We start from the raw sequence: 21295 nt of genomic DNA, 5'->3' as shown, positions 1-21295 counted from the left end.
GATGACCTCTCTGATCCGTTCCCTGCTCACCGTCAGCAGCGCCAGCGCCCTGCTCCTGGGGGCCGCAGCACCGGCCCCAGCTCCAGCCGCCCCAGCCCCAGCCGCTCCTGCGGCGGCGGAGCCCCCCCGGCCCATGCTCCGGCCCCAGACCGTGGCGCCGCTGCCGGGCGGCCTCGATGCGGTGCTGGTGGTGAACGACAACAACCCCGAACTGATCACGGGGCCCGGCATCCTCATCTCCACCTTTGCGGGCAGCGAGCGCTCCGTGCAGGAGGCCCACCTGGATGTGCCCCTCAGCGGCCGCTTCGACCTGTTCAGCCACCACGTGTATGCCGGCAAGCCGGAAGCCCTCGATTCCACCCTCTGGCTGGCGGTGGTGGCCGAGCCCCGGGGGCCGGCGCCGGTGACGCTCACCCTGTTGGGGGGGTCCACCGCCCTCTCGCAGTCGCTCGATCCGGCCATGGCGGGGGCGCCGTTCCTGCCCCTGCCGCCGCTGCTGGCGGAAACCACCAGCCCGGCCTATGCAGGCCCTGGCAGCCGGGTGGCCACCGAGCTGCTGGCGCGCACGGTGAGCCCGGAGATTCCGCGCCAGTGGACCCTCCCCGCCGGCAGCCCCAGCACCCTGCTGGTGCTGCCCCTGCCCGTGCGCGGCCTCGATCCCCTGCTCAACGGCCGCAACCTGCAGCTGCGGCTCCAGAGCAGCGGCCCGGTGAGCCTGGCCACCCTGGCCGCCTTCGGCCCCAACGACACCCCGCCGCCGGCGGACACCTGGGCCAGGCTGCTCGATGGCGGCCTCAGCCCCAAAGAGCACACCCCCACGCCCCGGGGTGCAAAGGGCCGGATCATCTATTCCCGCGTCGCCGGGGTGCAGATCGGCAGCACCTGGCGCGGCACCATCACCGATCCCGGCCAGCGCTGGCTGAGCACCTCCTCTGCGCCGATCTCCTGGCCGATCGCCTCCCTGGAGCGGGGCCGCCTCGGCACCGACCAGATCCAGACCGCCGAACTCAAGGCCTTCTACCCGGGCACCGCCTGGGCCGCCCACGGCAACTACGGCGTGGAATACGACATCACGCTGCCGCTGCGCAACACCAGCCCAGACCAGGTGACACTCCAGCTGGCCCTGGAATCGCCGATCAAGGGCGACCAGGCCCAGGGGGGCCTGCGCTTCAACGTCACCCCCTCCAGGGCGGTGATGTTCCGGGGACCGATCGAAGTGAGCGGGCTGGATGGCCCGGGGGGCCGCCCCAGCAGCCGCCGTCGTTTTCACCTGGTGCAGCGGGCCGGCGAGGAGGGTCCGGCCCTGGGCACGGTGAGCCTGGCTCCTGGGGCCCAGCGCAACCTGCGGGTGCGCCTGATCTACCCGGCCGACGCCACCCCGCCCCAGGTGCTCAGCCTGTTGCCTGTGAAACAATCCCCTCCGACCCCAGCCAGCAGCCAACCGTGACGCAAGCCCGCAAGCGCCGGGTCTTCCCCTTCACCGCCATCGTGGGCCAGGAGGAGATGAAGCTGGCCCTGCTGCTGAATGTGATCGACCCGCGCATCGGCGGCGTGATGATCATGGGCGACCGGGGCACGGGCAAGAGCACCACGATCCGGGCCCTGGCCGATCTGCTGCCCGGCATTCCCGTGGTGGAAGGCGACCCCTACAACAGCTCTCCGGAGGACCCCGACCTCCAGAGCGCTGAGGTGCGCCAGCGGGCCGAGGCCGGCGAGCAGCTGCCGGTGGAGCAGCGCCAGGTGCCGATGGTGGATCTGCCCCTGGGGGCCACCGAAGACCGGCTCTGCGGCACCATCGACATCGAACGGGCCCTCAGCGAGGGGGTGCGGGCCTTCGAGCCCGGCCTGCTGGCCAAGGCCAACCGCGGCCTGCTCTACGTCGACGAGGTGAACCTGCTCGACGACCACCTGGTGGACGTGCTGCTCGATTCGGCGGCCTCGGGCTGGAACACGGTGGAGCGCGAGGGGGTGAGCGTGCGTCACCCCGCCCGCTTTGTGCTGATCGGCTCCGGCAACCCCGAGGAGGGCGAGCTGCGGCCCCAGCTGCTGGATCGCTTCGGCATGAGCGTGGAGGTGCGCACCGTGCGGGATCCGGAGCTGCGGGTGCAGGTGGTGGATCAGCGCACCGCCTTCGACCAGGACCCCGATGGCTTCAACGACGCCGTCCAGGCCCGTCAGGAGGCCCTGCAGGCCAGGGTGGTGGAGGCTCAGCAGAGGCTCCCCCAGGTGCGCATCGACGATGACCTGCGCATCCGCATCTCAGCCATCTGCGGCGACCTCAACGTGGATGGCCTGCGCGGCGACATCGTGACCAACCGGGCGGCCAGGGCCCTGGCCGCCTTTGAGGGGCGCACCGAAGTGGACGACGATGACGTGGCCCGGGTGGCGGCCTGCTGCCTGCGCCACCGCCTGCGCAAGGACCCCCTGGAACAGATCGACTCGGGCGATCGGGTGGTGAAGGTGTTCTGCAAGGTGTTCGAGCGGGCCGAACCGAGCGACCGCAGTCAGTTCGAACTGGCCCTGGCGGCCTAGGCGGCCGCGGCTGTGCGCATCCTCGGCATCGATCCCGGGCTGGCCAGGGTGGGCTACGGCGTGATTGATGTCGAGGAGTCCGGGCCGGCAGGGCAGCCCAGGCAGCAGCTGCTGGACTGCGGCATCGTGCGCACGGCCCCGGGGCGCAGCGAGGGCGAGCGGATGGTGGAGATCGCCGGCGATCTGAGGCAGTTGCTGCGCACCTGGCGGCCCGATCTGGCCGTGGTGGAGAAGTTCTTCTTTTACCGCTCCAGCACCACGATCGCCGTGGTCCAGGCCCGGGGCGTGGTGATCATGACCCTGGCCCGTTTCCGGGTGCCGGTGGTGGAGCTGCCGCCGATGCAGATCAAGCAGGCCCTCACGGGCCATGGGCATGCCGACAAAGCGGAGGTGCTGGAGGCCGTCATGCGGGAGCTCGGCCTGGAGACTCCACCCCGCCCGGATGATGCCGCCGATGCCCTGGCCGCGGCGCTCACCGGCTGGTTCCAGCGCTGAGACGGCCGGCAGATGCAGCAGCCCCATGGCGCCGGCAAAGAGACTCTGAGGGCGAGCTTCCGGGTGCGCCGCCGAGAGCTGCTGGCCGGCTGCGGCGCAGGGTTGCTGCAGCACCTGGAGGTCCTGCTGGCCCAGGCCGGCTCCTGGCCGCAGGATGGCGGAGCCCCTGTCCTGGCAACGAGGCGGGGCCGGCTGGGCCTCTACTGGCCCCTGGCGGGGGAGCCGGACCTGCGTCCCCTGCTGACCACAAGCCCCACCTGGTGCCGGCACCTGGCCCTGCCGGCCATCGCCGCCGGCCGCCTCGACTACCGCCCCTGGCAGCCGGGGGAGGCCCTGGCCGCTGACGCCTGCGGCATCCCCGCACCGCTGGAGCGGGCGGGCAGGCTGGAGCCCGAAGCCCTGGCGTTGCTGCTGGTGCCGGCCCTGGCCATCGACAGGCAGGGCGTGCGGCTGGGCTATGGCGGCGGCTGGTACGACCGCCTGCGCGGCCAGGAGTGCTGGCGGCGGGTGCCGGCCCTGGCCGTGCTGCCCTCCGGCTGCCTGTGCGACCAGCTCCCCAGGGATCCCTGGGACGTGCCCCTCGATGGCTGGCTGACGGAGCGGGGCCTGCACTGGCTGGGCAAGACTGAGCCGGCTGCTCCGCATCTGGACGGTCACGACAAACCTTGACAAAGCCTCGGCAGGCAGCTCATCTGCCGGAGGGATTTGCGAAGATCTCGCCAGCGGCCACACCGAATTCTGTGACTTTGTCTGTGAAGCTGTCTGCCCCCGCCACAGCCCCGAGTGCCGCCGATCGCGTCCTCGCCTCCGAGCTGGCTGGTCGGGGTGATACCCACGACGCCCTCTCGATGATGGTGAGCTCGATGGTGCGGATGGTGCAGGCGGGCCAGAGCCGCGACAGTCGCTGGCAGGATTCCTGACCTCGTTGTTCCACGCCTTCAGCCCCCATGCCACTGGACCCCATGGCTGCTGCCTCTGAGCTTCGTGTCGCCCGCTGGCGAGCCAGCACGTCGCTGTCCTGCCTGGCTCCCGCGCTCGCCGCCGCCACGGCCCTGGTTCTGGGGGCGGCCAGCAGTGCTCCGCCGGCCAGGGCCCACGCCATCGAGAGCAGCCTGGATCGGGTCCAGGCCCTGAACAACGACTTCCTGCTGGAGAGCCGCTTCGGCACCGGGGAGCCCGCCGACGACGCCATCGTTCGGCTGATGCCCCCCGGCGGCGAGCCCATCGAAGTGGGCCGCACCGATGGAGAGGGGCGCCTGCGCTTCAGCCTGCCCAGCCAGGCCAGCCCCGACTGGGAGGTTCAGGTGGACCGGGGCCCGGGCCACCGCGACTATCTGGAACTGCCGGGATCCCAGACACCGCCGCCCGGCCTCGAACCCAGCGCCCCAAGCCGCCCGATCCGTCCGCTGGCGCTGCGGCCCTCCACGGGCTGGCTGCTGGGCATGAGCGCCATCGGTGGGGGCGCAGCCGCCATGCTGGCCCTGCGTCGCCGCCGCTGACTGAATGGCCGAGCCCACCCCCGGGGCCACGGGCAGCCCCGCCCTCGATCAGATCGTGGCGCGCCTGGCCGGCACCACCGACCCCAGGCGCCGCTACGAGTACGTGCTCTGGCTGGCCAAGAAGCTCGAGCCCCTGCCGGAGGCCTTCCGCACCGACGCCTTCAAGGTGAAGGGCTGCGTGTCCCAGGTGTACGTGGTGGGCACGCTCCAGGACGGCCGCCTGCACTGGCAGGGCGACTCCGACGCAGCCATCACCAAGGGGCTGCTGGCGCTGCTGATCCAGGCCATGGAGGGGCTCACCCCCGAGCAGGCCGCCGCCATCGATCCGGGCTTCATCGCCGCCACCGGACTGCAGGCCAGCCTGACGCCCTCGCGGGCCAATGGCTTTCTGAACATCCTCAAGCTGATGCAGGCCCAGGCCGGAGCCCTGGGGGCCTGATTTCTAGGATCCCAACATCCCTCAAAGCTGATGCAGGGCCCCAGGCCGGGTGCTCGGTCTGGGCACGGTGGGAGCCGGTGTGGCCAGCATCCTCAGCACCCCTGAGGGCCGCCACCCCCTGGTGGCCGACCTGCAGCTCCGCCGCATCGCCGTGCGCGATCTGGAGCGGCCCAGGCCCCTCAACCTGGCGCCAGGGCTGCTCACCACCTGCCCCGAGGCCGTGGTCGATGATCCAGCCGTGGACATCGTGGTGGAGGTGATCGGCGGCCTGGAGCCGGCCCGCAGCCTGATCCTGCGGGCGATCGCCGCCGGCAAAGCGGTGGTCACCGCCAACAAGGCCGTGATCGCCCGGCATGGAGATGAGATCGCCGCCGCGGCAGCCGAAAAGGGGGTGTATGTGCTGATCGAGGCGGCCGTGGGCGGCGGCATCCCGATCATCGAACCGCTGAAGCAATCCCTGGGCGGCAACCGCATCCAGCGGGTGAGCGGGATCATCAACGGCACCACCAACTACATCCTCAGCCGGATGGCGGCCGAGGGGGCCGCCTACGGCGAGGTGCTCGCCGATGCCCAGCGGCTCGGCTACGCCGAGGCCGATCCCGCCGCTGACGTGGAAGGTGGCGATGCCGCCGACAAGATCGCCATCCTCACGCGCCTGGCCTACGGCGGCACGGTGCCCCGCCCGGCCATTCCCACCGAGGGCATCCACCAGCTCGACGCCCGGGACGTGGACTACGCCGCCCGGCTCGGCTTCGTGGTGAAGCTGCTGGCCGTGGCCCAACGGGTGGGGAGTGAGCCGCCGAAGCCAGCCGACACCACCGCTGCGGGGCTGCAGCTCGATGTGCGCGTGCACCCCACCCTGGTGCCGCGGGGCCATCCCCTGGCGGGCGTGAACGGGGTCAACAACGCCATCCTGGTGGAGGGCGACCCCGTGGGCCAGGTGATGTTCTACGGCCCAGGGGCCGGAGCCGGACCCACTGCCTCGGCCGTGGTGGCCGACATCCTCAACATCGCCGGCATCCGCCAGGCCACCGGCGGCGGCTCGGGAACCCAGGGCGGCGGACTGGATCCCCTGCTGGCAGCGGGTAACTGGCGCCAGTGCTCCCTCGTGGATGGCGCCCTCACCACCCACCGCAACTACGTGCGGCTGCGCACCAGCGACCAGGCGGGGGTGATCGGCCAGATCGGCAGCTGCTTCGGCCAGGCCGGCGTCTCGATCCAGTCGATCGTCCAGTACGCCGGCGAGGGTTCCGGTGCTGCGGGCGAGGCAAGCAGTGCCGAAATCGTGGTGATCACCCACGAAGTGCTGGAGGCCCGCTTCCGCCACGCCCTCGATGCCATCGAGGCCCTGGCCGAAGTCCACCAGGTGGCCGCCTGCCTGCGCACCCTTTAGCCCCCGGCTGGGACAGGGCGGCTGATCACGTCAATCAGACACGCCAATGCCTTGCCCCTGGCGTCGGGTGGGGTCGAGGCGCCAGAGTGCCCGCATCCAACGAGACCCTGAACGGCACAGCTGGCCCCAGTTGGCTGACATCTCTTTGATCCGCGTCTCCGCACCCCAGCAGACGTTTGTATCACCACAAACATTTCAACCTGGACCCGTTTCGGAGCATGGGCCCAGTTCCAACCCACAGGCCCAGCGTTTCCAGTTCCAGATCCTGACGTCACGTCCCCTATGACGGCCATCTCCTGCCTCAAGCCAGCCACCATTCCCCATCAGGGGGAATGCGTTCAGCTTGATTTCGATGAGCAGCTCTACCAAGTGATCGGCGTGGACGATCGCCACGACCGCTGCTGGCTGCGGCGCTGGCCCCTGGCCCGCCACGGTTCGGAAGTGTTTGAAATTTCCCTGCAACAGGTGCGTCCTGCCAGGCCCCACCGCTCTTGAATGAGCGCCGACCGTCGACGATCCGTGTGACCACAACGCTCTGCAGCGGAGCCAGCGCTCCGCCGCTGCCCTGACGGTGCCGGCCCGAAGGATCCGTGCCATGCCCCAACGGCTCTGCAGCGGGCTGCTGCAGGCCTGCCTGGCCGTGGCCATGGCCGGCTGCCTGCCGCAGCAAGGCGGGGCACCGGGGGCAACAGTCCGCCCCGAGGACACGCCCGATCGCCTTGTGGTGGCCAGCAGGAACCGCGTCGACACCGTCGACCCTGCCGGCGCCTTCACCTTCGGCGCCATGCAGCTGCTGAGCGCCCTCGGTGATCCGCTCTATGCCGTCAGTGACACGGGCGAGCTGGAGCCGAGGCTGGCCCTGGCGCCGCCGCAGCTGAGCGCCGATGGTCGCACCGCCACCATTCCCCTACGCCGCGGTGTGCGCTTCCACGACGGCACCCCGTTCGATGCCGCGGCCATGGTGTTCAGCCTTGAGCGCTTCCTGGCCATCGGCAAGCTCAGCTACCTGCTCGGCGACCGGGTCAGCGATGTGCGGGCTCTGGACTCCCACACCCTGGAGTTGGAGCTGCGCCAGCCCTTCGCTCCCCTGGCGGAACTGCTCAGCGCCGTGGCCCTCACCCCGCTCTCCCCCACCGCCTACCGCCAGCACGGCGACAGCCTGCTCAACGAACGCTTCGTGGGCACCGGCCCCTACCGGCTCACCTTTTTCAGCAAGCAGCAGCAGCGGCTGGAGCCCTTCGAGGGCTACTGGGGTGAGCAGCCGGCCAACGACGGCCTTGACCTGGTCTCCCTCAGCAACTCCACCGCCCTGTTCGGTGCCCTGATCAGTGGCGAAGTGGACGTGCTGCTCTCCACCAGCCTGGAGATCGACCAGCAGGCCGCCCTGCGCAGCCGCGCCCGCCGCGGCGAGCTGCAGGAGAGCAGAGGGCCGGCACTGGAGATCAGCTACCTCACTCTGCTCAGCGACCAGCCCCCCTTCGACGACCCCAGGCTGAGGCAGGCCCTGGCCCTGAGCCTGGATCGGGCCACCATCAGCGAGCGCGTCACCCTGGGCCTGCGCGCTCCCCTGCGGGAGCTGGTGCCGCCCAGCCTGCCGGGCTCCGATCCCACCGCCTGGGTGAGTTACGACCCCGAGCGCGCCCGGGAGCTCTACCGCCAGGCGGGCTACTGCCAGGGCAAGCAGCTGCCCCTGCCGCTCACCTTCCGCTCCAACATCCCCAGCGACCGCCTGTTCGCCCTTACCTGGCAGGCCCAGCTGCAGGAGGATCTGGGCGATTGTGTGCGGCTGGAGGTGAGCGGCATGGAATCCACCACGGCCTACCGCCAACTCGGCGAGGGGGCCTTCACCCTGATCCTGCTCGACTGGATGGGCGACTTCCCCGACGCCGACAACTACCTGATCCCCCTGCTGGCCTGCAGCCAGGAGGAGGGGGAGCGCTGCCTCGAGGGCGCCAGTGCCGCCAGCGGCAGCTTCTGGGCCCATCCAGGGCTGCAGCCCCTGCTGCGCCGCAGTGAGAGCAGCCAGGGCGAGGAGCGCCATGCCGTGCTGCAGCGGATTCAGCGGATCACGGCCGCCGCCAACCCCTACGTGCCCCTCTGGCTGGTGTCGCCCAAGGCCTGGGCCCAGCCTGGGGTGAGTCAGCCCCGCTTCGACGGTTCCGGGCGCCTGCTGCTCCAGGCCCTGGCGCCGGCGGGGGCTGGGCCCGTGGGGGCAGCCCGATGAGCCGCCGCCGCGCCCTGGTCCAGTACGTGGGAGCCCGGCTGGCCCTGGCCCCGGTGATGCTGTGGCTGATCGCCACCCTGGTGTTCCTGCTGCTGCGGCTGGCCCCCGGCGATCCGATCGACGCCCTGCTGGGCACCCGCGCCCCGGAGGCGGCCCGGGCCGCTCTGCGCAGCCGCCTCGGCCTCGACCAGCCGCTGCTGCACCAGTACGGCCACTTTCTGGGCGATCTGCTGCGCGGCGATCTGGGCGACTCCCTCACCAACCAGGAGCCCGTGAGCGGCGTGATCGGCCAGACCCTGCCGGCCAGCCTGGAGCTGGGCAGCGTGGCCCTGCTGCTGGCGGCCGTGGTGGGCCTGGCGGTGGGCTTTTCCGGGATCGCCCGGCCCGAAGGCAAGCTCGACCTGGCCGGCAGGCTCTACGGCATCGGCACCTATGCCCTGCCCCCCTTCTGGGCGGCCATGGTGGTGCAGCTGGTGTTTGCCGTGTGGCTGGGCTGGCTTCCGGTGGGCGGCCGCTTTCCCCCCACGCTGCTGCCGCCGGAGGGGAGCGGCTTCTATCTGCTCGACAGCCTGCGCAGCGGCCTGGCCAGCGGCCAGTGGCAGGCCCTGCAGGGCACCCTGCGGCACCTCACCCTGCCGGCCGGCACCCTGGCACTGCTGCTGAGCGGCATCTTCGCCAACGCCCTGCGCCTCAACCTGCGCCGCAGCCTCGGCAGCGACTATGTGGAGGCAGCCCGCAGCCGGGGCCTGGGAGAGGCGCGGGTGATCCTGCGCCATGCCCTGCCCAATGCCCTGTTACCGGTGCTCACGATCACGGGCATCACCGTGGCCTCCCTGATCGGCGGTGCCCTGCTGATCGAGGTCACCTATTCGTGGCCCGGGATCGCCTACCGGCTGCAGGAGGCGATCAGCCAGCGCGACTACCCCCTGGTGCAGGGCATCGTGGTGGTGGTGGCGGCCCTGGTGGTGCTGGTCACGGTCACCGTGGACGTGCTGGTCGCCCTGCTGGATCCCCGCATCCGCTTCTGAGCCCCTGAGCTCAGGGGCTGTGGATGGCACGGCGCCAGCGCTCGGCCTGGTCTGGATCGAGCACGTAGCCCGTGATGCCGTTGTGCACCCGCCGCTGGGGGGAGAGCAGGGAGGGGTGCTGGGTGCTTTCCAGGAACTCGATCGTGAGCGCCAGCAGCAGCTCCTGCACCCGCTCGGGCTGCTCCCCCACCAACTGGTCACCGAGGCGGAACAGCGGCTCGTTCTGCGCCGCCAGCCGCACCGGCGAGAAGTGGCTCCCCCCATCCACCACCACCAGGCGACTGCGGGGATCGCTGCTTCCGTTGAACAGGCCCAACTGCTCGGTCACGGGCGGGGTGACCAGATCGAGGCTGCCGCCCACCACCAGCACCGGCACGGCCAGATCGGCCAGGCCGCGGCTGGGCCACAGCAGACTGCCGAAGCCGTTGAAGGTGATCACCCCACGCAGGGGGATGGCGTCCGGCAGCGACGAACCACTCACCGGAAAGGAACTGCTGGCGCCATCGCCGGTGATGTCCGGGAGCTGGCACTGCAGGAGGCGCGAGAGGTTCGTCACCGGCAGGGAGGAGAGGGCCTGCTGACAGCGCTGCCGCAGCCCCTGCTCGGGCACCAGGCCCGCCGCCATCAGGGCCGCCAGGCCACCGAGGGAGTGGCCGATCAGCACCAGGCCGTCCTCCCCTGAGGGCTGGGGACCGAACGACGGCAGGCTGCCCTCGCGGCGTGCCGTCAGCACGGCCTGCAGATCCGCCAGCCGGTCGGGCAGCGACTCCGCTCCCGGTGGTGGGCCCTCCCCCCTCAGGGAAGCCTGCACCGCCTGCTCGTCGCTGCCGGGATGTTCGATCACCAGCACCGGCCAGCCCCGCTCCGCCAGGGCCGCCGCCAGCCAGCTGAGCTGCTCGGTGTTGCCGCCCAGCCCGGGCATCAGCAGCAGCCAGGGGCCCCGCTTGGCCCGGCGAGCCGGCCAGAGCTCCAGCGGCAGGGGCTCGGAGCGGTGGGCCACGGTGAGCTGAATCTGCTGGGGGGCCCCGAGCTGCTGGCGGCCGATCAGCAGGCTGCGGGAGCTGCGCCTGGGCAGCGGCAGCTGCCGCAGCCGCTGGATCGCCAGCTCCTGGCCCTGGAGCTGGCGACGCCAGTCAGCTGCCAGGTCCAGCAGGCCATCGATGCGCAGATTCAGCCTCTCTGGAGGCAGGGCCTGCAGCAGGTCGAGGGTGGTGATCGTGCTCTGGCGCTCCAGCAGCTGCTGCAGGGTCTCCAGCAGCAGCACGCCGGTGTTCTCGCCGGCGGCGGTGGTGATCAGGCCCCCCACCTCGCGCAGCATCGGCTCCCCGGTCCAGCTGCTCAGCAGCTGGAGGCCGAAACCACGGTCCCGCAGCAGAGGGGCCCGCAACAGCCTGATCAGCCCCTGTCTCGACTCGGCATCGAGCAGATTGAGCCAGAGACCGAGGCTGCCGCTCTGGCCATCCGGCTGCAGGGTCCAGGCCGCCAGCTCATCGAGATCGATCGGCAGCCTCAGCCCATCCAGTTCCACCACCACCTCCCCGGAGGCGCGCACCGGCTGGGGGGCGAGGGCAGGCACCAGGAGGGGGGGGAGCAGCAGCAGACTGGCCAGCAACCGCGGCAGGCAACGAGCAGGTGATGGCAGAGGCCGAGGGGGCAACGGAGGGGACGCCGCGGCGTCGGGGCTGGTGGTTCCAGTTTCCCGCGCCGCTGCGCGAAGTGGCCTGGGTGCGGCTGGTGGGATCGATCGGGGCCGGTGGCGTGCTCTATCTCACACCGATGGTGTTTCACCAGCAGGCCTTCAGCGCCGCCAGCGTCACCCAGGGGGTCGCCCTGGCAGCCCTGGCGGGCACGGGGGGGCGTTTTCTGAGCGGCTGGCTGCTGGATCGCGGCCTCAACTGCTCAGTCCCCGTGCTGCTGGCGGCCCTCACCGCCCTGCTGGCCGATGTGCGCCTGCTGGGAGCCCTCGACCTGCCGGCCTACCTGCAGGGCCAGCTGCTGATGGGCGTGTCCATGGGCCTGTACTGGCCGGCGATTGAGCTGGCCGTTCCCCTGAGCTGCCAGCAGGGGGCTCACACCATCCCCTCGGCCCGTGGCTATGCCCTGGTGCGGAGCGCCGACGCCGCCGGCATCGCCACCGGGGCACTGCTGGGGGCTGGACTGGCCGCAGCCGGCCAGTTGCGCTGGATCTATGGGGTGGACATGGTCTGCCTGGCGGCCATGGCGCTGCTGCTGGTGCTGCGACCGCTGCCCAACCCGAAGCGGCGCGCCGTGGGCAGTGGCCTGGAACTCGGCAGCGGCTGGTGGCGGCCACTGCTGCCGGTGCTGGCCGTGGCCCTGCTGGCCACCGCCCTGCCCGCCCTGATGCAGAGCGCCCTGCCCCTGGACCTGGTGCGGGGCGGCCTGGAGCGCCAGGCGCTGCCCGAGAGCGTGGGGGCCCTGTTGATCGGCCTGAAGCTGGGTCTGCTGCTGCTGATCCAGTGGCCGGTGGGTCAGGCCCTGGCCCGGCGCCCCGTGCGGGTGGGGCTGGGGCTGAGCCTGGCGGCCTTTGCCCTGGGCACGGCCCTGCTGGGGGCCTCAGCCCTCAGCGGGGCCGGCCTGGTGTTGGTGCTGCTGGCCCAGATCCCGCTGGCCTTCGGCGAGGCCGCCTTTCTGCCGGTGGCCAGCGAGGCCGTGGTGGAGATCACCCCGCCCCAGCACAGGGGCCTGGCCATGGCCCTGTTCTCCCAGTGCTTTGCCCTCAGCGCCCTCACCGCTCCGCTGCTGGCGGGTCTGGCCCTGGATCGCCAGGGTCACGGCGTGGGGGTGTGGTTCACGGCGGCAGCCCTGTGTCTGGGGGGCCAGCTACTGGTGCAGAGGATCAGGCCGAGGTCTCTGGTGGCTGCCTGAGGGCCCAGGCCTCATGGGGCAGCGGTTCGGTGCCGTACTCCCAGTCGTCGTAGTCGGGATCGTTGCGGATCTTGCGGTGCAGCTCCTTCTGGGCGTCGAAGTTATGGGGGTGGTCGGCGGGGAGATCTGGAGTAGGGCCGGCAGGTTGGGCCTTCTCGGGGGCCGCCTCGCCCGGACCTGATGTCTGGCTCATGGTGTCCTCCGTTGGGGGTCTTGATTCTGACCGATGCCAGGCCCTAGGCCCCCCGCCATGGAGGCTGCCTGGGGGTGTGCATCAGCTCAGACATTGAACAGGAACTCCATCACGTCGCCCTCGACCACCACATAGTCCTTGCCCTCACTGCGCAGCCAGCCCCGGGTGCGGGCCTCCGCCAGGGAGCCGGCCTCCAGCAGCTGGCCGCAGCCGATGGTCTGGGCGCGGATGAACCCCCGCTCGAAATCGGTGTGAATCACTCCGGCCGCCTGGGGGGCGGTCATGCCGGCGGTGATCGTCCAGGCGCGGGTCTCCTTCTCGCCGCTGGTGAAGTAGGTGCGCAGGCCGAGCAGCGAGTAAGTGGCGCGGATCAGGCTCTGCAGGCCCCCCTCGCTCACCCCGAGGCCCTCGAGGAATTCGGCGCGATCCTCCAGGGGCAGCTCGATCAGCTCGGCTTCCACCTGGGCGGAGATGCGCACGGTTTCGGCGCGCTCCCGGGCGGCCAGGGCCACCACGGCCTCCCCATGGACATTGCCGCCGGCGAGATCGTTCTCGCTCACATTGGTGGCGTAGATGATCGGCTTGGCACTGAGCAGACCGAGCGGTTTGACCAGGGCCAGCTCCTCAGCGCTCAGGTCGAGGTTGCGGGCGGCCCCTCCGGCCTCCAGCTCCGCCTGGATGCGCGCCAGCACGGCATCTTCCTGTTGGGCCTCCTTGCTGGTGCGCACCTGCTTCCTGAGCCGTTCCCGGCGCTTCTCCACCTGGCTGAGATCCGCCAGCCCCAGCTCGAGATTGATCACCTCCGCATCCCGCTCCGGCCCCACCGAGCCCGACACGTGAATCACGTCGTCGTCCTCGAAGCAGCGCACCACGTGCACGATGGCGTCCACCTCGCGGATGTTGGCCAGGAACTTGTTGCCGAGCCCCTCCCCCTGGCTGGCCCCCGCCACCAGGCCGGCGATGTCCACGAACTCCACCCGCGTGGGCACGATCTCCTTGCTGCGGCTCAGCTGGGCCAGCTGATCGAGGCGTGGGTCAGGCACTGACACCACGCCGCTGTTGGGCTCGATCGTGCAGAACGGATAGTTGGCCGCCTCCGCCTGGGCGTTGGCCACCAGGGCGTTGAACAGGGTGGACTTGCCCACGTTGGGCAGCCCGACGATTCCGGCTTTGAGCATGGGGGAAATCTACGGGCCGCAGCCCGGCCCCCTCGGCCGCGAGACTGGGGGCAGATGCTGGCCAGGCCGATTCCGATCCTTACCCCCCGCCGGCCCAGGACTCCGGCCGACTCCAATCCCTCCACCGACGCTCCAGAACCAGCTCAGAACGGCGATTCAGGCGCCCCTGCCCCGGCATCCAGATGGTGGCAACGGCGGCGCCTCTGGGCTGTGGCCGGCGTGGCCATCGTGCTCGTGCTGGCGGCGGGGGTGGTATGGCAGCGCCAGCGCAACGCGGCGTCGGCCAACCTTGAGCCCTACACCGTGCTGGCCCAGTCCGGTGACCTGCCCGGCGTGGTGAGCGCCTCCGGGGAGCTGGAGGCCGTCAAGCGGGTGAACGTGAGTCCCAAGCGCCAGGGCGTGCTCCAGGAACTGTTCGTGGAGGAGGGCGACCAGGTGCAGGCCGGCCAGGCCCTGGCCCGCATGGACAGCGGCGATCTCGCCGACCGCCTCAATGAGCTCAGGGCCCAGTTGCAGTCGGCCCAGGCCCAGCTGATGCGCAGCCGCAGCGAACTGGAGCGCAACGAAAAGCTGTTCGAGGAAAACGCCATCAGCCTCAGCGACTACAACACCGTGCGCAGCACCTTCCTGGTGGATGAGGCTGCCGCTGAAGCCGCCCGTCAGCGCCTGGCGGCCCGCAAGGTGGAGCAGGCCGACCTGATCGTGCGCGCCCCGTTCGCCGGCGTGATCACCCAGCGCTTCGCCGATCCAGGCTCCTTCGTGACCCCCACCACCGCCGCCTCGGCCACAGCAGGCGCCACCAGCTCCTCGATCGTGGAGCTGGCCCAGGGCCTCGAGGTGGTGGCCAAGGTGCCCGAGAGCGACATCGGCCGCATCCGGCTCGCCCAGCAGGCCAGCGTGCGGGTGGATGCCTTCCCGGACCGCCGCTTCGAGGTGGTGGTGAAGCGGATCACCCCCCGGGCGGTGAAGCTGAACAACGTGACCTCCTTCGACGTGGTGCTGCGCTTCCTCGAGCCCCAGCCCGATCTGCGCATCGGCATGACCGCCGACGTGGACTTCAGGACCGGCCAGGTGCAGGCCGAGACCCTCGTGCCCACCGTGGCGATCGTGACCGAGGACGGCCGGCCCGGCGTGCTGCTGGTGGACAAGGATCGACAGCCGCTGTTCCAGCCGGTGGAACTGGGCATCAGCGGCGGCAAGGACACCCAGATTCTCTCCGGCCTGGAAGCCGGCACCAGGGTGTTCATCGACCTGCCCCCCTGGTCGAACAAGCAGCGCTGAGGGCGCGGCCCGCGTGGGCTCAGGCGTCCTGGCCGGTCAGGAATTGCCGCGCCGCCGCCACGATCCGGCCGCTGGCCTGCCCGTCGCCGAAGGGGTTGTGGGCCCGGGCCATCGCCTCATAGGCCGCCGCATCGCTCAGCAGGGCTGAGGCCTCTGCCAGGATGTCGCTGCTGGCGGTACCGATCAGCTTGGCGGTGCCGGCCTGGATCGCCTCGGGCCGTTCGGTGGTGCGGCGCAGCACCAGCACCGGCTTGCCCAGGGCGGGCGCCTCCTCCTGCAGCCCGCCGGAATCGCTGAGCACCAGAGTGCAGCCCCGCATCGCCGCCACCAGCTCGTCGTAGTCGAGCGGTTCGGTGAGGAAGGCCCGCGGGTGAGTACCCAGCAGCTCCTGCAGCGGCTCCCGCACCGTGGGGTTGCGGTGCAGGGGCAGCAGCAGGGCCGTGTCGGGGAAGCGTTCCAGCAGCGCCAGGAATCCCTGGCCGATCTCGCGCAGGCGTTCACCCCAGTTTTCGCGCCGGTGCACCGTGGCCAGGATCACCCGCTGCCCTTGCCAGTCGAGGCCGTCGAGCCCATAGGCCGGGGCCCGCTCGGCCATCTGCAGCAGGGCATCGATCACGGTGTTGCCCGTGGTGAAGATGCGGCCCACCACCCCCGAGGCCCGGCAGTTGGCGGCCGCTTGCTCGGTGGGGGCGAAGTGGAGCTGGGCCAGCTGGGAAATCAGCCGCCGGTTGGCCTCCTCCGGGAAGGGATCAAGGATGTTGTCGGTGCGCAGGCCGGCCTCCACGTGCCCCACGGGGATCTGGCCGTAAAAAGCGGCCAGGGCCGAGGCGAAGGCGGTGGTGGTGTCGCCCTGAACCAGCACCAGATCGGGAGGGTGCTCGGCGAACTCCCGTTGGAGACCCTCGAGGGCGGCGCAGGTGATGTGGGTGAGGGTCTGCTGCGGTGCCATCAGGGCCAGGTCGCAGTCGGCCGTGAGGGCGAACAGCTCCATCACCTGACTCACCATTTCGCGGTGCTGGCCGGTGAGCACCACCCGGGTGCGGAAGTCGTGGGCCTGCTGGAACGCCAGGATCACCGGGGCCAGCTTGATCGCCTCTGGCCTGGTGCCCAGCACGATGCTCACGAGGGGCTTGGTCAAGGCGGGTCTGCGGACGGCGGGATCCTAGGAAGGGGCCCTCCAGCGGCCAGTCAAACCGCCCTGCGGGCCTCGATGCACGAAGACCCCGACGTGACCTGATCGGCGAGATCCGCGACCGCGAGACCCTCTCCACCGCCATCGAGGCCTCCCACACGGGCCAGTTGGTGTTCGGCAGTCGCAAGCGCTGCTGGCTGTGGTATCCCAGAGCCTGATCAAGACCAGGGAGGGGCAACACACCGCCTACCTGGACATCCTGCTGAACACTGATGCCTGCAGGGATGACATCCAGCGCGGCGAACTCGATGCGATTGAGGAGATCATGAGGCGTAGCCGCTTCGGCGGCATGCAGACCATCAACCAGTCGCTGCTGGATCTGGTGAACGCCGGCAGGGTGGAGGAGGGGCCTTCAGGGGTAGAACCTGACTCCGGCTCAGCCCATGGCCAGCCTGGCCAGCAGCAGCACCGTCAGCCCCACAGACAGGCCGAGCATGGCCAGACGTCCGTTCCAGATTTCGGCCTGGGGGGTAAAGCCACGCCGCCAGGCGTTCAGCTCGGTGGGGCTCACCGGCTCATGGTCGGGCTCGCTCGGCTTCAGCGCATGGCCGTCCTGAACGGCGGCCTCGACTTCCGTGCCCACCACGGCCCCTGGCTCGCTGTCCATTTCAGCGTCTGCGGGGGGCATTGGAAATCCACCGGTTGCTGTTCAGAATAGGGCTGTTGTGTTGACGCCCTGTCTCGCAGCCTCCAGGCTCCACTCTGCTCAGAAACAGGCCGCAGCTTCATAGAGCCTGTCCGCCTGCTCGAGGGGCCAACGGGCCGACACACCGAGGTTGGCGCAGCTGGTCTGGCCCAGGTCCAGGCGCTGACAGGCCGCCACCCCGATCATGGCGGCGTTGTCGGTGCAGAACGGCAGGGGAGCCACCCGCCACTGGAGGCCATCGCGGCTGGCCCGCTCCTGCAGCAGGGCCCGCAGCCGCCGGTTGGCGGCCACGCCGCCCACCAGCACCAGGGTGCCGAGGCCCAGGTCGCGGGCACAGCGGCAACTGCGCTCCACCAGCACCTCCGCCACCACCTGCTCGAAGCTGGCGGCCAGGTCGGCCAGCGGCAGCGGCTCTCCGCTCTGCTGCAGCGACCGCACCAGCCGCAACATCGCCGTCTTGAGCCCGCTGAAGCTGAAGTCGTAGGGGTGGTAGCCGCCCTCAGGCCTCGACACCCTGCCCTTGGGCAGAGCGAAGCGATGGGGATCCCCCGCGCCCGAGACGGCCTGAATGGCAGGTCCACCGGGATAGCCCAGCTCCAGCAGGCGGGCCACCTTGTCGAAGGCCTCGCCGGCCGCGTCGTCGTGGCTGCGCCCCAGCCGCCGGTAGAGCCCTGGGCCGCTCACCTGGATCAGCTCCGTGTGCCCGCCGCTGACCAGCAGCACCAGGTAGGGACCTGGCGGCAGCGGATCGCCGAGCTGCACCGAGCAGAGATGACCCTCCAGGTGATGGATGCCCAGGAAGGGCCGGCCATGGAGCCGGGCCAGGGTACGACCGGTGAGCGAGGCCACCAGCAGGGCCCCCAGCAGCCCAGGTGTGGCGGTGGCGGCGATGGCATCCATGGCGGCGGGGCCAAGGCCGGCCTGGCGGCAGACCCGATCGATCAGGGCGGGGAGGGCCTCCACATGGCGCCGCGAGGCAATTTCGGGCACCACGCCGCCCCAGCGGGCATGCTCCTCCACCTGGGAGGCCACGGCGCTGGCCAGCACCGTGCGATCGCGCACAATCGCAGCCGCTGACTCGTCACAACTTGTTTCGAGGGCCAGAACCGTTGGCATGGCGCCCGGGGAGCTCCCCTACTGTCCGCGAGTGACATCCTGCCCTGCGGCCCCACGCCGATGCAGGGCTCCGCAGGGCACTCTTCCCGGCTTCTACCCAGGCTTTCCATGCGACGTCTTCTCCCCCGCCTGTGTGCGGTTCTGCTCTCGGCCTTTCTGCTCATCGGCCTTGCCCCCGTGGCTTCGGCCGCGGAATCGGTGGCCGGCCTGACCCCCTGTGCCGAGAGCCCCCGCTTCCAGCAGCGGGCCTCGGCTGCCAGCACCGACCAGGCCAAGTCCCGGTTCAACGTGTACAGCCAGGCCCTCTGCGGCGATGACGGCCTGCCCCGCCTGATCGTGGATGGCCGCTTCAGCCACGCCGGTGATTTCCTCATCCCAGGCCTGCTCTTCCTCTACATCGCCGGCACGATCGGCTGGGCCGGCCGCTCCTATCTGATCGCGATCCGCGGCAGCAAGGACGCCACCATGCGTGAGATCCAGATCGACATGCCACTGGCGTTCAAATCCACCCTCGCCGCCGCTGTCTGGCCTCTCGCTGCCTTCAGTGAGTTCGCCGGCGGGAAGATGATTGAAGCCGATTCCAAAGTGACCGTTTCCCCCCGCTGATTCCTGGAACCATGAAAAAATTCCTCACCACCGCCCCTGTCGTGGCCGCGATCTGGTTTACCTTCACGGCCGGCCTCACCATTGAGATCTTTCGCGCCTTCCCCGACCTGATCCTTCATCCGCTCTGAAAGCGAACCTTCAGCCCCTCATGGTCTGACCTTCAGATCCTTTAACGGCCCTCCGGGGCCGTTTTTTCATGACGGCGCTCGTTGGGTGCCGGGCCGTTGGCGTGTTGTCCCCTGGGGTGCAAGCACCACCGCCGCATCAGCCGGGGCCAGGCCAAGGGCCGCCTCCAGCTCAGCCACGGCCGCTTCAAGGTCGCCGTTGACCAGCACCCCATCGAACTCCTCCTCAGCGGCCAGTTCCACCGTGGCCCGCTGCAGCCGGCGGCGGATCGCCTCCTCGCTGTCGGTGCCCCGCCCACGGATGCGGCGCTCCAGCTCCTCCAGGGAGGGGGGCTTGATGAACAACTGATAGCCAGCCTGGAAGGTCTGCCGCACCTGGCGGGCCCCCTCCAGTTCAATCTCCAGGAGCACGGAGCAGCCTGCCTCCAGATGCTCCTCCACCGGCCGCCGCGGCGTTCCGTAGCGGTTGCCGGCAAACTCGGCCCACTCCAGAAATCCCCCCTCCTGCACCAGCTGCTCGAAGCGCTCGCGGCTGAGGAAGAAGTAGCTGCTGCCCTCCTGTTCGCCGGGCCTGGGGGGCCGGGTGGTGGCCGACACCGACAGCCAGAGTTCGGGATGGCGCCGCAACAGCTCGGCCACCAGCGTGCCCTTGCCCACCCCGCTCGGACCGGTGATCACGGTGAGTCGGGCCATGGAACGCGCGCAGGCAGGGCTGCAGAGTAGAAGCCACACGCGGAAGGGCTGGAGCGCAGCCATGGCGAGCCTCCAGGCCCAGGACGTGACCAGCCTCAAGGCGGTGCTGGCCGAATGGCGGCGCCTGCTGCTGCCCAGCCGCCTGGAAAAAGCCCAGCAGGCCGGCCCGGGCACCATCCAGCTGGGGCTGCGCCACCTGCAGGGGATGCAGTGGCTGGAGCTGAGCTGGCAGGCCGAGGCGGCCCGGGTGCACGCCATCGCCCCCCCGCCGCGCCAGGGTGAGGGCAGCACCCTGGCCCAGCAGCTGCAGCACGGGCTCGGTGGACTGGCCCTGGTGAGCCTTCAGCAGGTCGGCTGGGAGCGGGTGCTGGAGCTGGGCTTCGCCCGCCGCCCCGGTGAGGCTCCGCAGCGCTGGCTGGTGGCTGAGCTGATGGGCCGGCACAGCAACCTGCTGCTGCTGGAGCCCGATGGCGACGGCCGCCAGGTGGTGGCTCTGGGGCGCCAGGTGAAGACAGCCCAGTCGCGGCTGCGGCCGATCGGCACCGGTGATCCCTACCAGCCACCCCCGCCCCTGGACGGGGCCCCGCCCAGCCGCGCCGAGAGCTTCGAGCGCTGGCGCCAGCGCGTGGCCCTGCTGCCCCTGCCGCTGGAGCAGGCCCTGCGCAGCGCCTACCAGGGCATCAGCCCGGCCCTGGCCCGCCAGCTCGCCCCGCCGCAGTGGCTGCAGCAACCTGTGACCGAGCTGCAGAGTCACCAGTGGGAGCTGCTCTGGCAGCGCTGGCAGCTCTGGCTGGCGGCGGTGGAGGCCGAGCGCTTCTGCTGGCAGGGCGACGCCGAGGGCTACCGCTGCTGGAGCGCCGAGCCCCATGCGCAGCCACCAGCCAGCGCCGCGATGCCGATCAACCGCGGCCTGGCTGCGTTCTATGGCCGCGCCCTGGCCCAGCAGAGCCTGAGCCAGCAGCGCCGGCAGCTGCAGCAGCAGCTGGAGCGGCTGCTGCGGCGCGAGCAGCAGCAGGCCGGCAGCCAGCAGGCCCTGCTCGATGCCGTACCGGAGAGCGACGCCCTGCAGCTGCAGGCCGATGCCCTGCTGAGCCAGTTCCAGCCCAGCCGCAGCTGCATCGACACCGCCCAGAAGCTCTACCGCCAGGCCCGCAGGCGACGCCGCTCCGTGGCGGCCATTCAGGAGCGGCTGGCCTGGCACGGGCAGCGCCTGGCCTGGCTGGAGGCCAGCCTCACCTACCTCGACCAGGCAGAGGATCTCGAGGCGCTCCAGGGCCTGGGCCGGGATCTGGAGGAACACCTCCACCCCGGCGGCAGGCCAGCCCGGCAGTCCCGGCGGGGCAGCGGCCAGGGTCGGGAGGGCCAGCCCCTCGAGCTGATCAGCCCGGGGGGGCTCACGCTCCAGGTGGGCCGCAACCACCGCCAGAACGAGTGGATCGCCTTTCGCCAGGCCCGGCGCGGCGACCTCTGGTTCCATGCCCAGGAGCTACCGGGCAGCCACGTGGTGCTGCGCAGTTCGGCGGCAGCGGCAGGGGAGGACGATCTGCAGGCTGCGGCCGATCTGGCAGCCCACTTCAGCCGCGGGCGGGGCAACCGCCGCGTGCCTGTGCTGATGGTGCCCACGGCAGAGCTGCAGCGGATTCCGGGCGCCGCCCCCGGCACGGTGCGGCATCGCGGCGGCAGCCTGCTCTGGGGGGAACCGGAGCGGGCTCTTAGCCTGCTGGCAGCACGGCAACCATGACGGACACCTCCCCCCAGGATCCCGGCCG

23 protein-coding genes and 1 pseudogene are annotated in these 21295 nt (G+C 70.8%); 17 read left to right on the top strand and 7 right to left on the bottom strand.

The window, feature by feature from the left end:
* Position 1: 1 nt before the first annotated feature.
* The 11 genes from IQ220_RS01115 to IQ220_RS01065 all read left to right on the top strand — a co-directional run bounded on the left by IQ220_RS01115 (position 2) and on the right by IQ220_RS01065 (position 9610).
* On the top strand, positions 2 to 1447 hold the full coding sequence (locus IQ220_RS01115; protein WP_193912898.1) for a DUF3370 domain-containing protein: 1446 nt from the start codon (positions 2 to 4) through the stop codon (positions 1445 to 1447).
* Entirely contained in the window at positions 1444 to 2532 is a 1089-nt protein-coding gene (gene bchI / locus IQ220_RS01110; protein ID WP_186697005.1) for a magnesium chelatase ATPase subunit I, read from the top strand. The genes IQ220_RS01115 and bchI overlap by 4 nt, the downstream gene beginning before the upstream one ends.
* Before the next feature lie 12 nt (positions 2533 to 2544).
* On the top strand, positions 2545 to 3027 hold the full coding sequence (ruvC, locus tag IQ220_RS01105) for a crossover junction endodeoxyribonuclease RuvC (RefSeq protein ID WP_186697006.1): 483 nt from the start codon (positions 2545 to 2547) through the stop codon (positions 3025 to 3027).
* A 12-nt stretch (positions 3028 to 3039) separates the two neighbouring features.
* A complete protein-coding gene (locus IQ220_RS01100; protein ID WP_186697007.1) occupies positions 3040 to 3696 on the top strand; it encodes a 5-formyltetrahydrofolate cyclo-ligase in 657 nt (218 codons plus the stop codon).
* Positions 3697 to 3779: 83 nt separating this feature from the next.
* Positions 3780 to 3947, top strand: coding sequence for a hypothetical protein (locus IQ220_RS01095; RefSeq protein ID WP_193912897.1), 168 nt, complete (start codon positions 3780 to 3782; stop codon positions 3945 to 3947).
* A gap of 42 nt (positions 3948 to 3989) precedes the next feature.
* Positions 3990 to 4526, top strand: a complete 537-nt coding sequence (locus tag IQ220_RS01090; RefSeq protein WP_193912895.1) for a hypothetical protein — start codon at positions 3990 to 3992, stop codon at positions 4524 to 4526.
* Between the two features lie 4 nt (positions 4527 to 4530).
* The gene (locus IQ220_RS01085; protein WP_193912893.1) at positions 4531 to 4965 is read left to right on the top strand and encodes a SufE family protein; all 435 of its coding nucleotides are present in this window, start codon (positions 4531 to 4533) and stop codon (positions 4963 to 4965) included.
* A gap of 49 nt (positions 4966 to 5014) precedes the next feature.
* Positions 5015 to 6358: a homoserine dehydrogenase gene (locus IQ220_RS01080; RefSeq protein WP_193912891.1), complete on the top strand. Its 1344-nt coding sequence runs from the start codon at positions 5015 to 5017 to the stop codon at positions 6356 to 6358.
* Between the two features lie 282 nt (positions 6359 to 6640).
* Positions 6641 to 6853: a hypothetical protein gene (locus IQ220_RS01075; RefSeq protein WP_186697012.1), complete on the top strand. Its 213-nt coding sequence runs from the start codon at positions 6641 to 6643 to the stop codon at positions 6851 to 6853.
* A 100-nt stretch (positions 6854 to 6953) separates the two neighbouring features.
* Positions 6954 to 8582: an ABC transporter substrate-binding protein gene (locus IQ220_RS01070; RefSeq protein ID WP_193912890.1), complete on the top strand. Its 1629-nt coding sequence runs from the start codon at positions 6954 to 6956 to the stop codon at positions 8580 to 8582.
* The gene (locus IQ220_RS01065) at positions 8579 to 9610 is read left to right on the top strand and encodes an ABC transporter permease (protein WP_186697014.1); all 1032 of its coding nucleotides are present in this window, start codon (positions 8579 to 8581) and stop codon (positions 9608 to 9610) included. Before IQ220_RS01070 ends, IQ220_RS01065 begins: the two co-directional genes overlap by 4 nt.
* Before the next feature lie 10 nt (positions 9611 to 9620).
* Here IQ220_RS01065 and IQ220_RS01060 read toward each other — a convergent pair whose 3' ends face one another.
* Positions 9621 to 11222, bottom strand: a complete 1602-nt coding sequence (locus tag IQ220_RS01060; RefSeq protein ID WP_228008790.1) for an alpha/beta fold hydrolase — start codon at positions 11220 to 11222, stop codon at positions 9621 to 9623.
* Between the two features lie 23 nt (positions 11223 to 11245).
* Between IQ220_RS01060 and IQ220_RS01055 the strand changes: the two genes are divergently transcribed.
* On the top strand, positions 11246 to 12496 hold the full coding sequence (locus IQ220_RS01055; protein ID WP_228008789.1) for an MFS transporter: 1251 nt from the start codon (positions 11246 to 11248) through the stop codon (positions 12494 to 12496).
* Here IQ220_RS01055 and IQ220_RS01050 read toward each other — a convergent pair.
* Both IQ220_RS01050 and ychF read right to left on the bottom strand, forming a co-directional pair.
* Positions 12468 to 12689 carry a hypothetical protein gene (locus IQ220_RS01050; protein ID WP_186700887.1) on the bottom strand — a complete coding sequence of 74 codons (222 nt, stop codon included), beginning with the start codon at positions 12687 to 12689 and terminating at the stop codon, positions 12468 to 12470. The genes IQ220_RS01055 and IQ220_RS01050 overlap by 29 nt on opposite strands.
* Before the next feature lie 86 nt (positions 12690 to 12775).
* The gene (ychF, locus tag IQ220_RS01045) at positions 12776 to 13867 is read right to left on the bottom strand and encodes a redox-regulated ATPase YchF (RefSeq protein ID WP_193912888.1); all 1092 of its coding nucleotides are present in this window, start codon (positions 13865 to 13867) and stop codon (positions 12776 to 12778) included.
* 219 nt (positions 13868 to 14086) lie between these two features.
* On the opposite strand from ychF, the gene IQ220_RS01040 reads away from it, so the two are divergent.
* Positions 14087 to 15148: an efflux RND transporter periplasmic adaptor subunit gene (locus IQ220_RS01040; RefSeq protein ID WP_370566298.1), complete on the top strand. Its 1062-nt coding sequence runs from the start codon at positions 14087 to 14089 to the stop codon at positions 15146 to 15148.
* Positions 15149 to 15167: 19 nt separating this feature from the next.
* Here IQ220_RS01040 and wecB read toward each other — a convergent pair whose 3' ends face one another.
* Positions 15168 to 16286, bottom strand: a complete 1119-nt coding sequence (wecB, locus tag IQ220_RS01035) for a non-hydrolyzing UDP-N-acetylglucosamine 2-epimerase (RefSeq protein WP_193912886.1) — start codon at positions 16284 to 16286, stop codon at positions 15168 to 15170.
* Positions 16287 to 16343: 57 nt separating this feature from the next.
* On the opposite strand from wecB, the pseudogene IQ220_RS15445 reads away from it, so the two are divergent.
* Positions 16344 to 16683 (top strand): annotated as a pseudogene (locus IQ220_RS15445) (ATPase, T2SS/T4P/T4SS family); the annotation flags it as partial.
* Positions 16684 to 16716: 33 nt separating this feature from the next.
* On the opposite strand, the gene IQ220_RS01030 reads toward IQ220_RS15445, so the two are convergent.
* Positions 16717 to 16881 (bottom strand): high light inducible protein, encoded by a 165-nt coding sequence (locus tag IQ220_RS01030; RefSeq protein WP_186700653.1) that lies wholly within the window; start codon positions 16879 to 16881, stop codon positions 16717 to 16719.
* Between the two features lie 165 nt (positions 16882 to 17046).
* Positions 17047 to 18102, bottom strand: a complete 1056-nt coding sequence (tsaD, locus tag IQ220_RS01025) for a tRNA (adenosine(37)-N6)-threonylcarbamoyltransferase complex transferase subunit TsaD (RefSeq protein WP_186697017.1) — start codon at positions 18100 to 18102, stop codon at positions 17047 to 17049.
* A gap of 108 nt (positions 18103 to 18210) precedes the next feature.
* On the opposite strand from tsaD, the gene IQ220_RS01020 reads away from it, so the two are divergent.
* The gene (locus IQ220_RS01020) at positions 18211 to 18708 is read left to right on the top strand and encodes a Photosystem I reaction center subunit III (RefSeq protein WP_193815442.1); all 498 of its coding nucleotides are present in this window, start codon (positions 18211 to 18213) and stop codon (positions 18706 to 18708) included.
* Positions 18709 to 18719: 11 nt separating this feature from the next.
* Positions 18720 to 18836 (top strand): Photosystem I reaction center subunit IX, encoded by a 117-nt coding sequence (locus tag IQ220_RS01015; protein WP_193815443.1) that lies wholly within the window; start codon positions 18720 to 18722, stop codon positions 18834 to 18836.
* 66 nt (positions 18837 to 18902) lie between these two features.
* Here the strand turns inward: IQ220_RS01015 and gmk are convergent, their stop codons facing one another.
* Positions 18903 to 19526, bottom strand: a complete 624-nt coding sequence (gmk, locus tag IQ220_RS01010; protein WP_193815444.1) for a guanylate kinase — start codon at positions 19524 to 19526, stop codon at positions 18903 to 18905.
* Between the two features lie 61 nt (positions 19527 to 19587).
* Here gmk and IQ220_RS01005 point away from each other — a divergent pair, with 61 nt between their 5' ends.
* A complete protein-coding gene (locus tag IQ220_RS01005) occupies positions 19588 to 21267 on the top strand; it encodes an NFACT RNA binding domain-containing protein (RefSeq protein ID WP_228008788.1) in 1680 nt (559 codons plus the stop codon).
* The last annotated feature ends 28 nt before the right edge of the window (positions 21268 to 21295 follow it).

Source organism: Cyanobium sp. LEGE 06113 (assembly GCF_015207615.1).
Note: the sequence above shows the minus strand (reverse complement) of the source record. Positions and strands in the feature narration are given on the sequence as shown.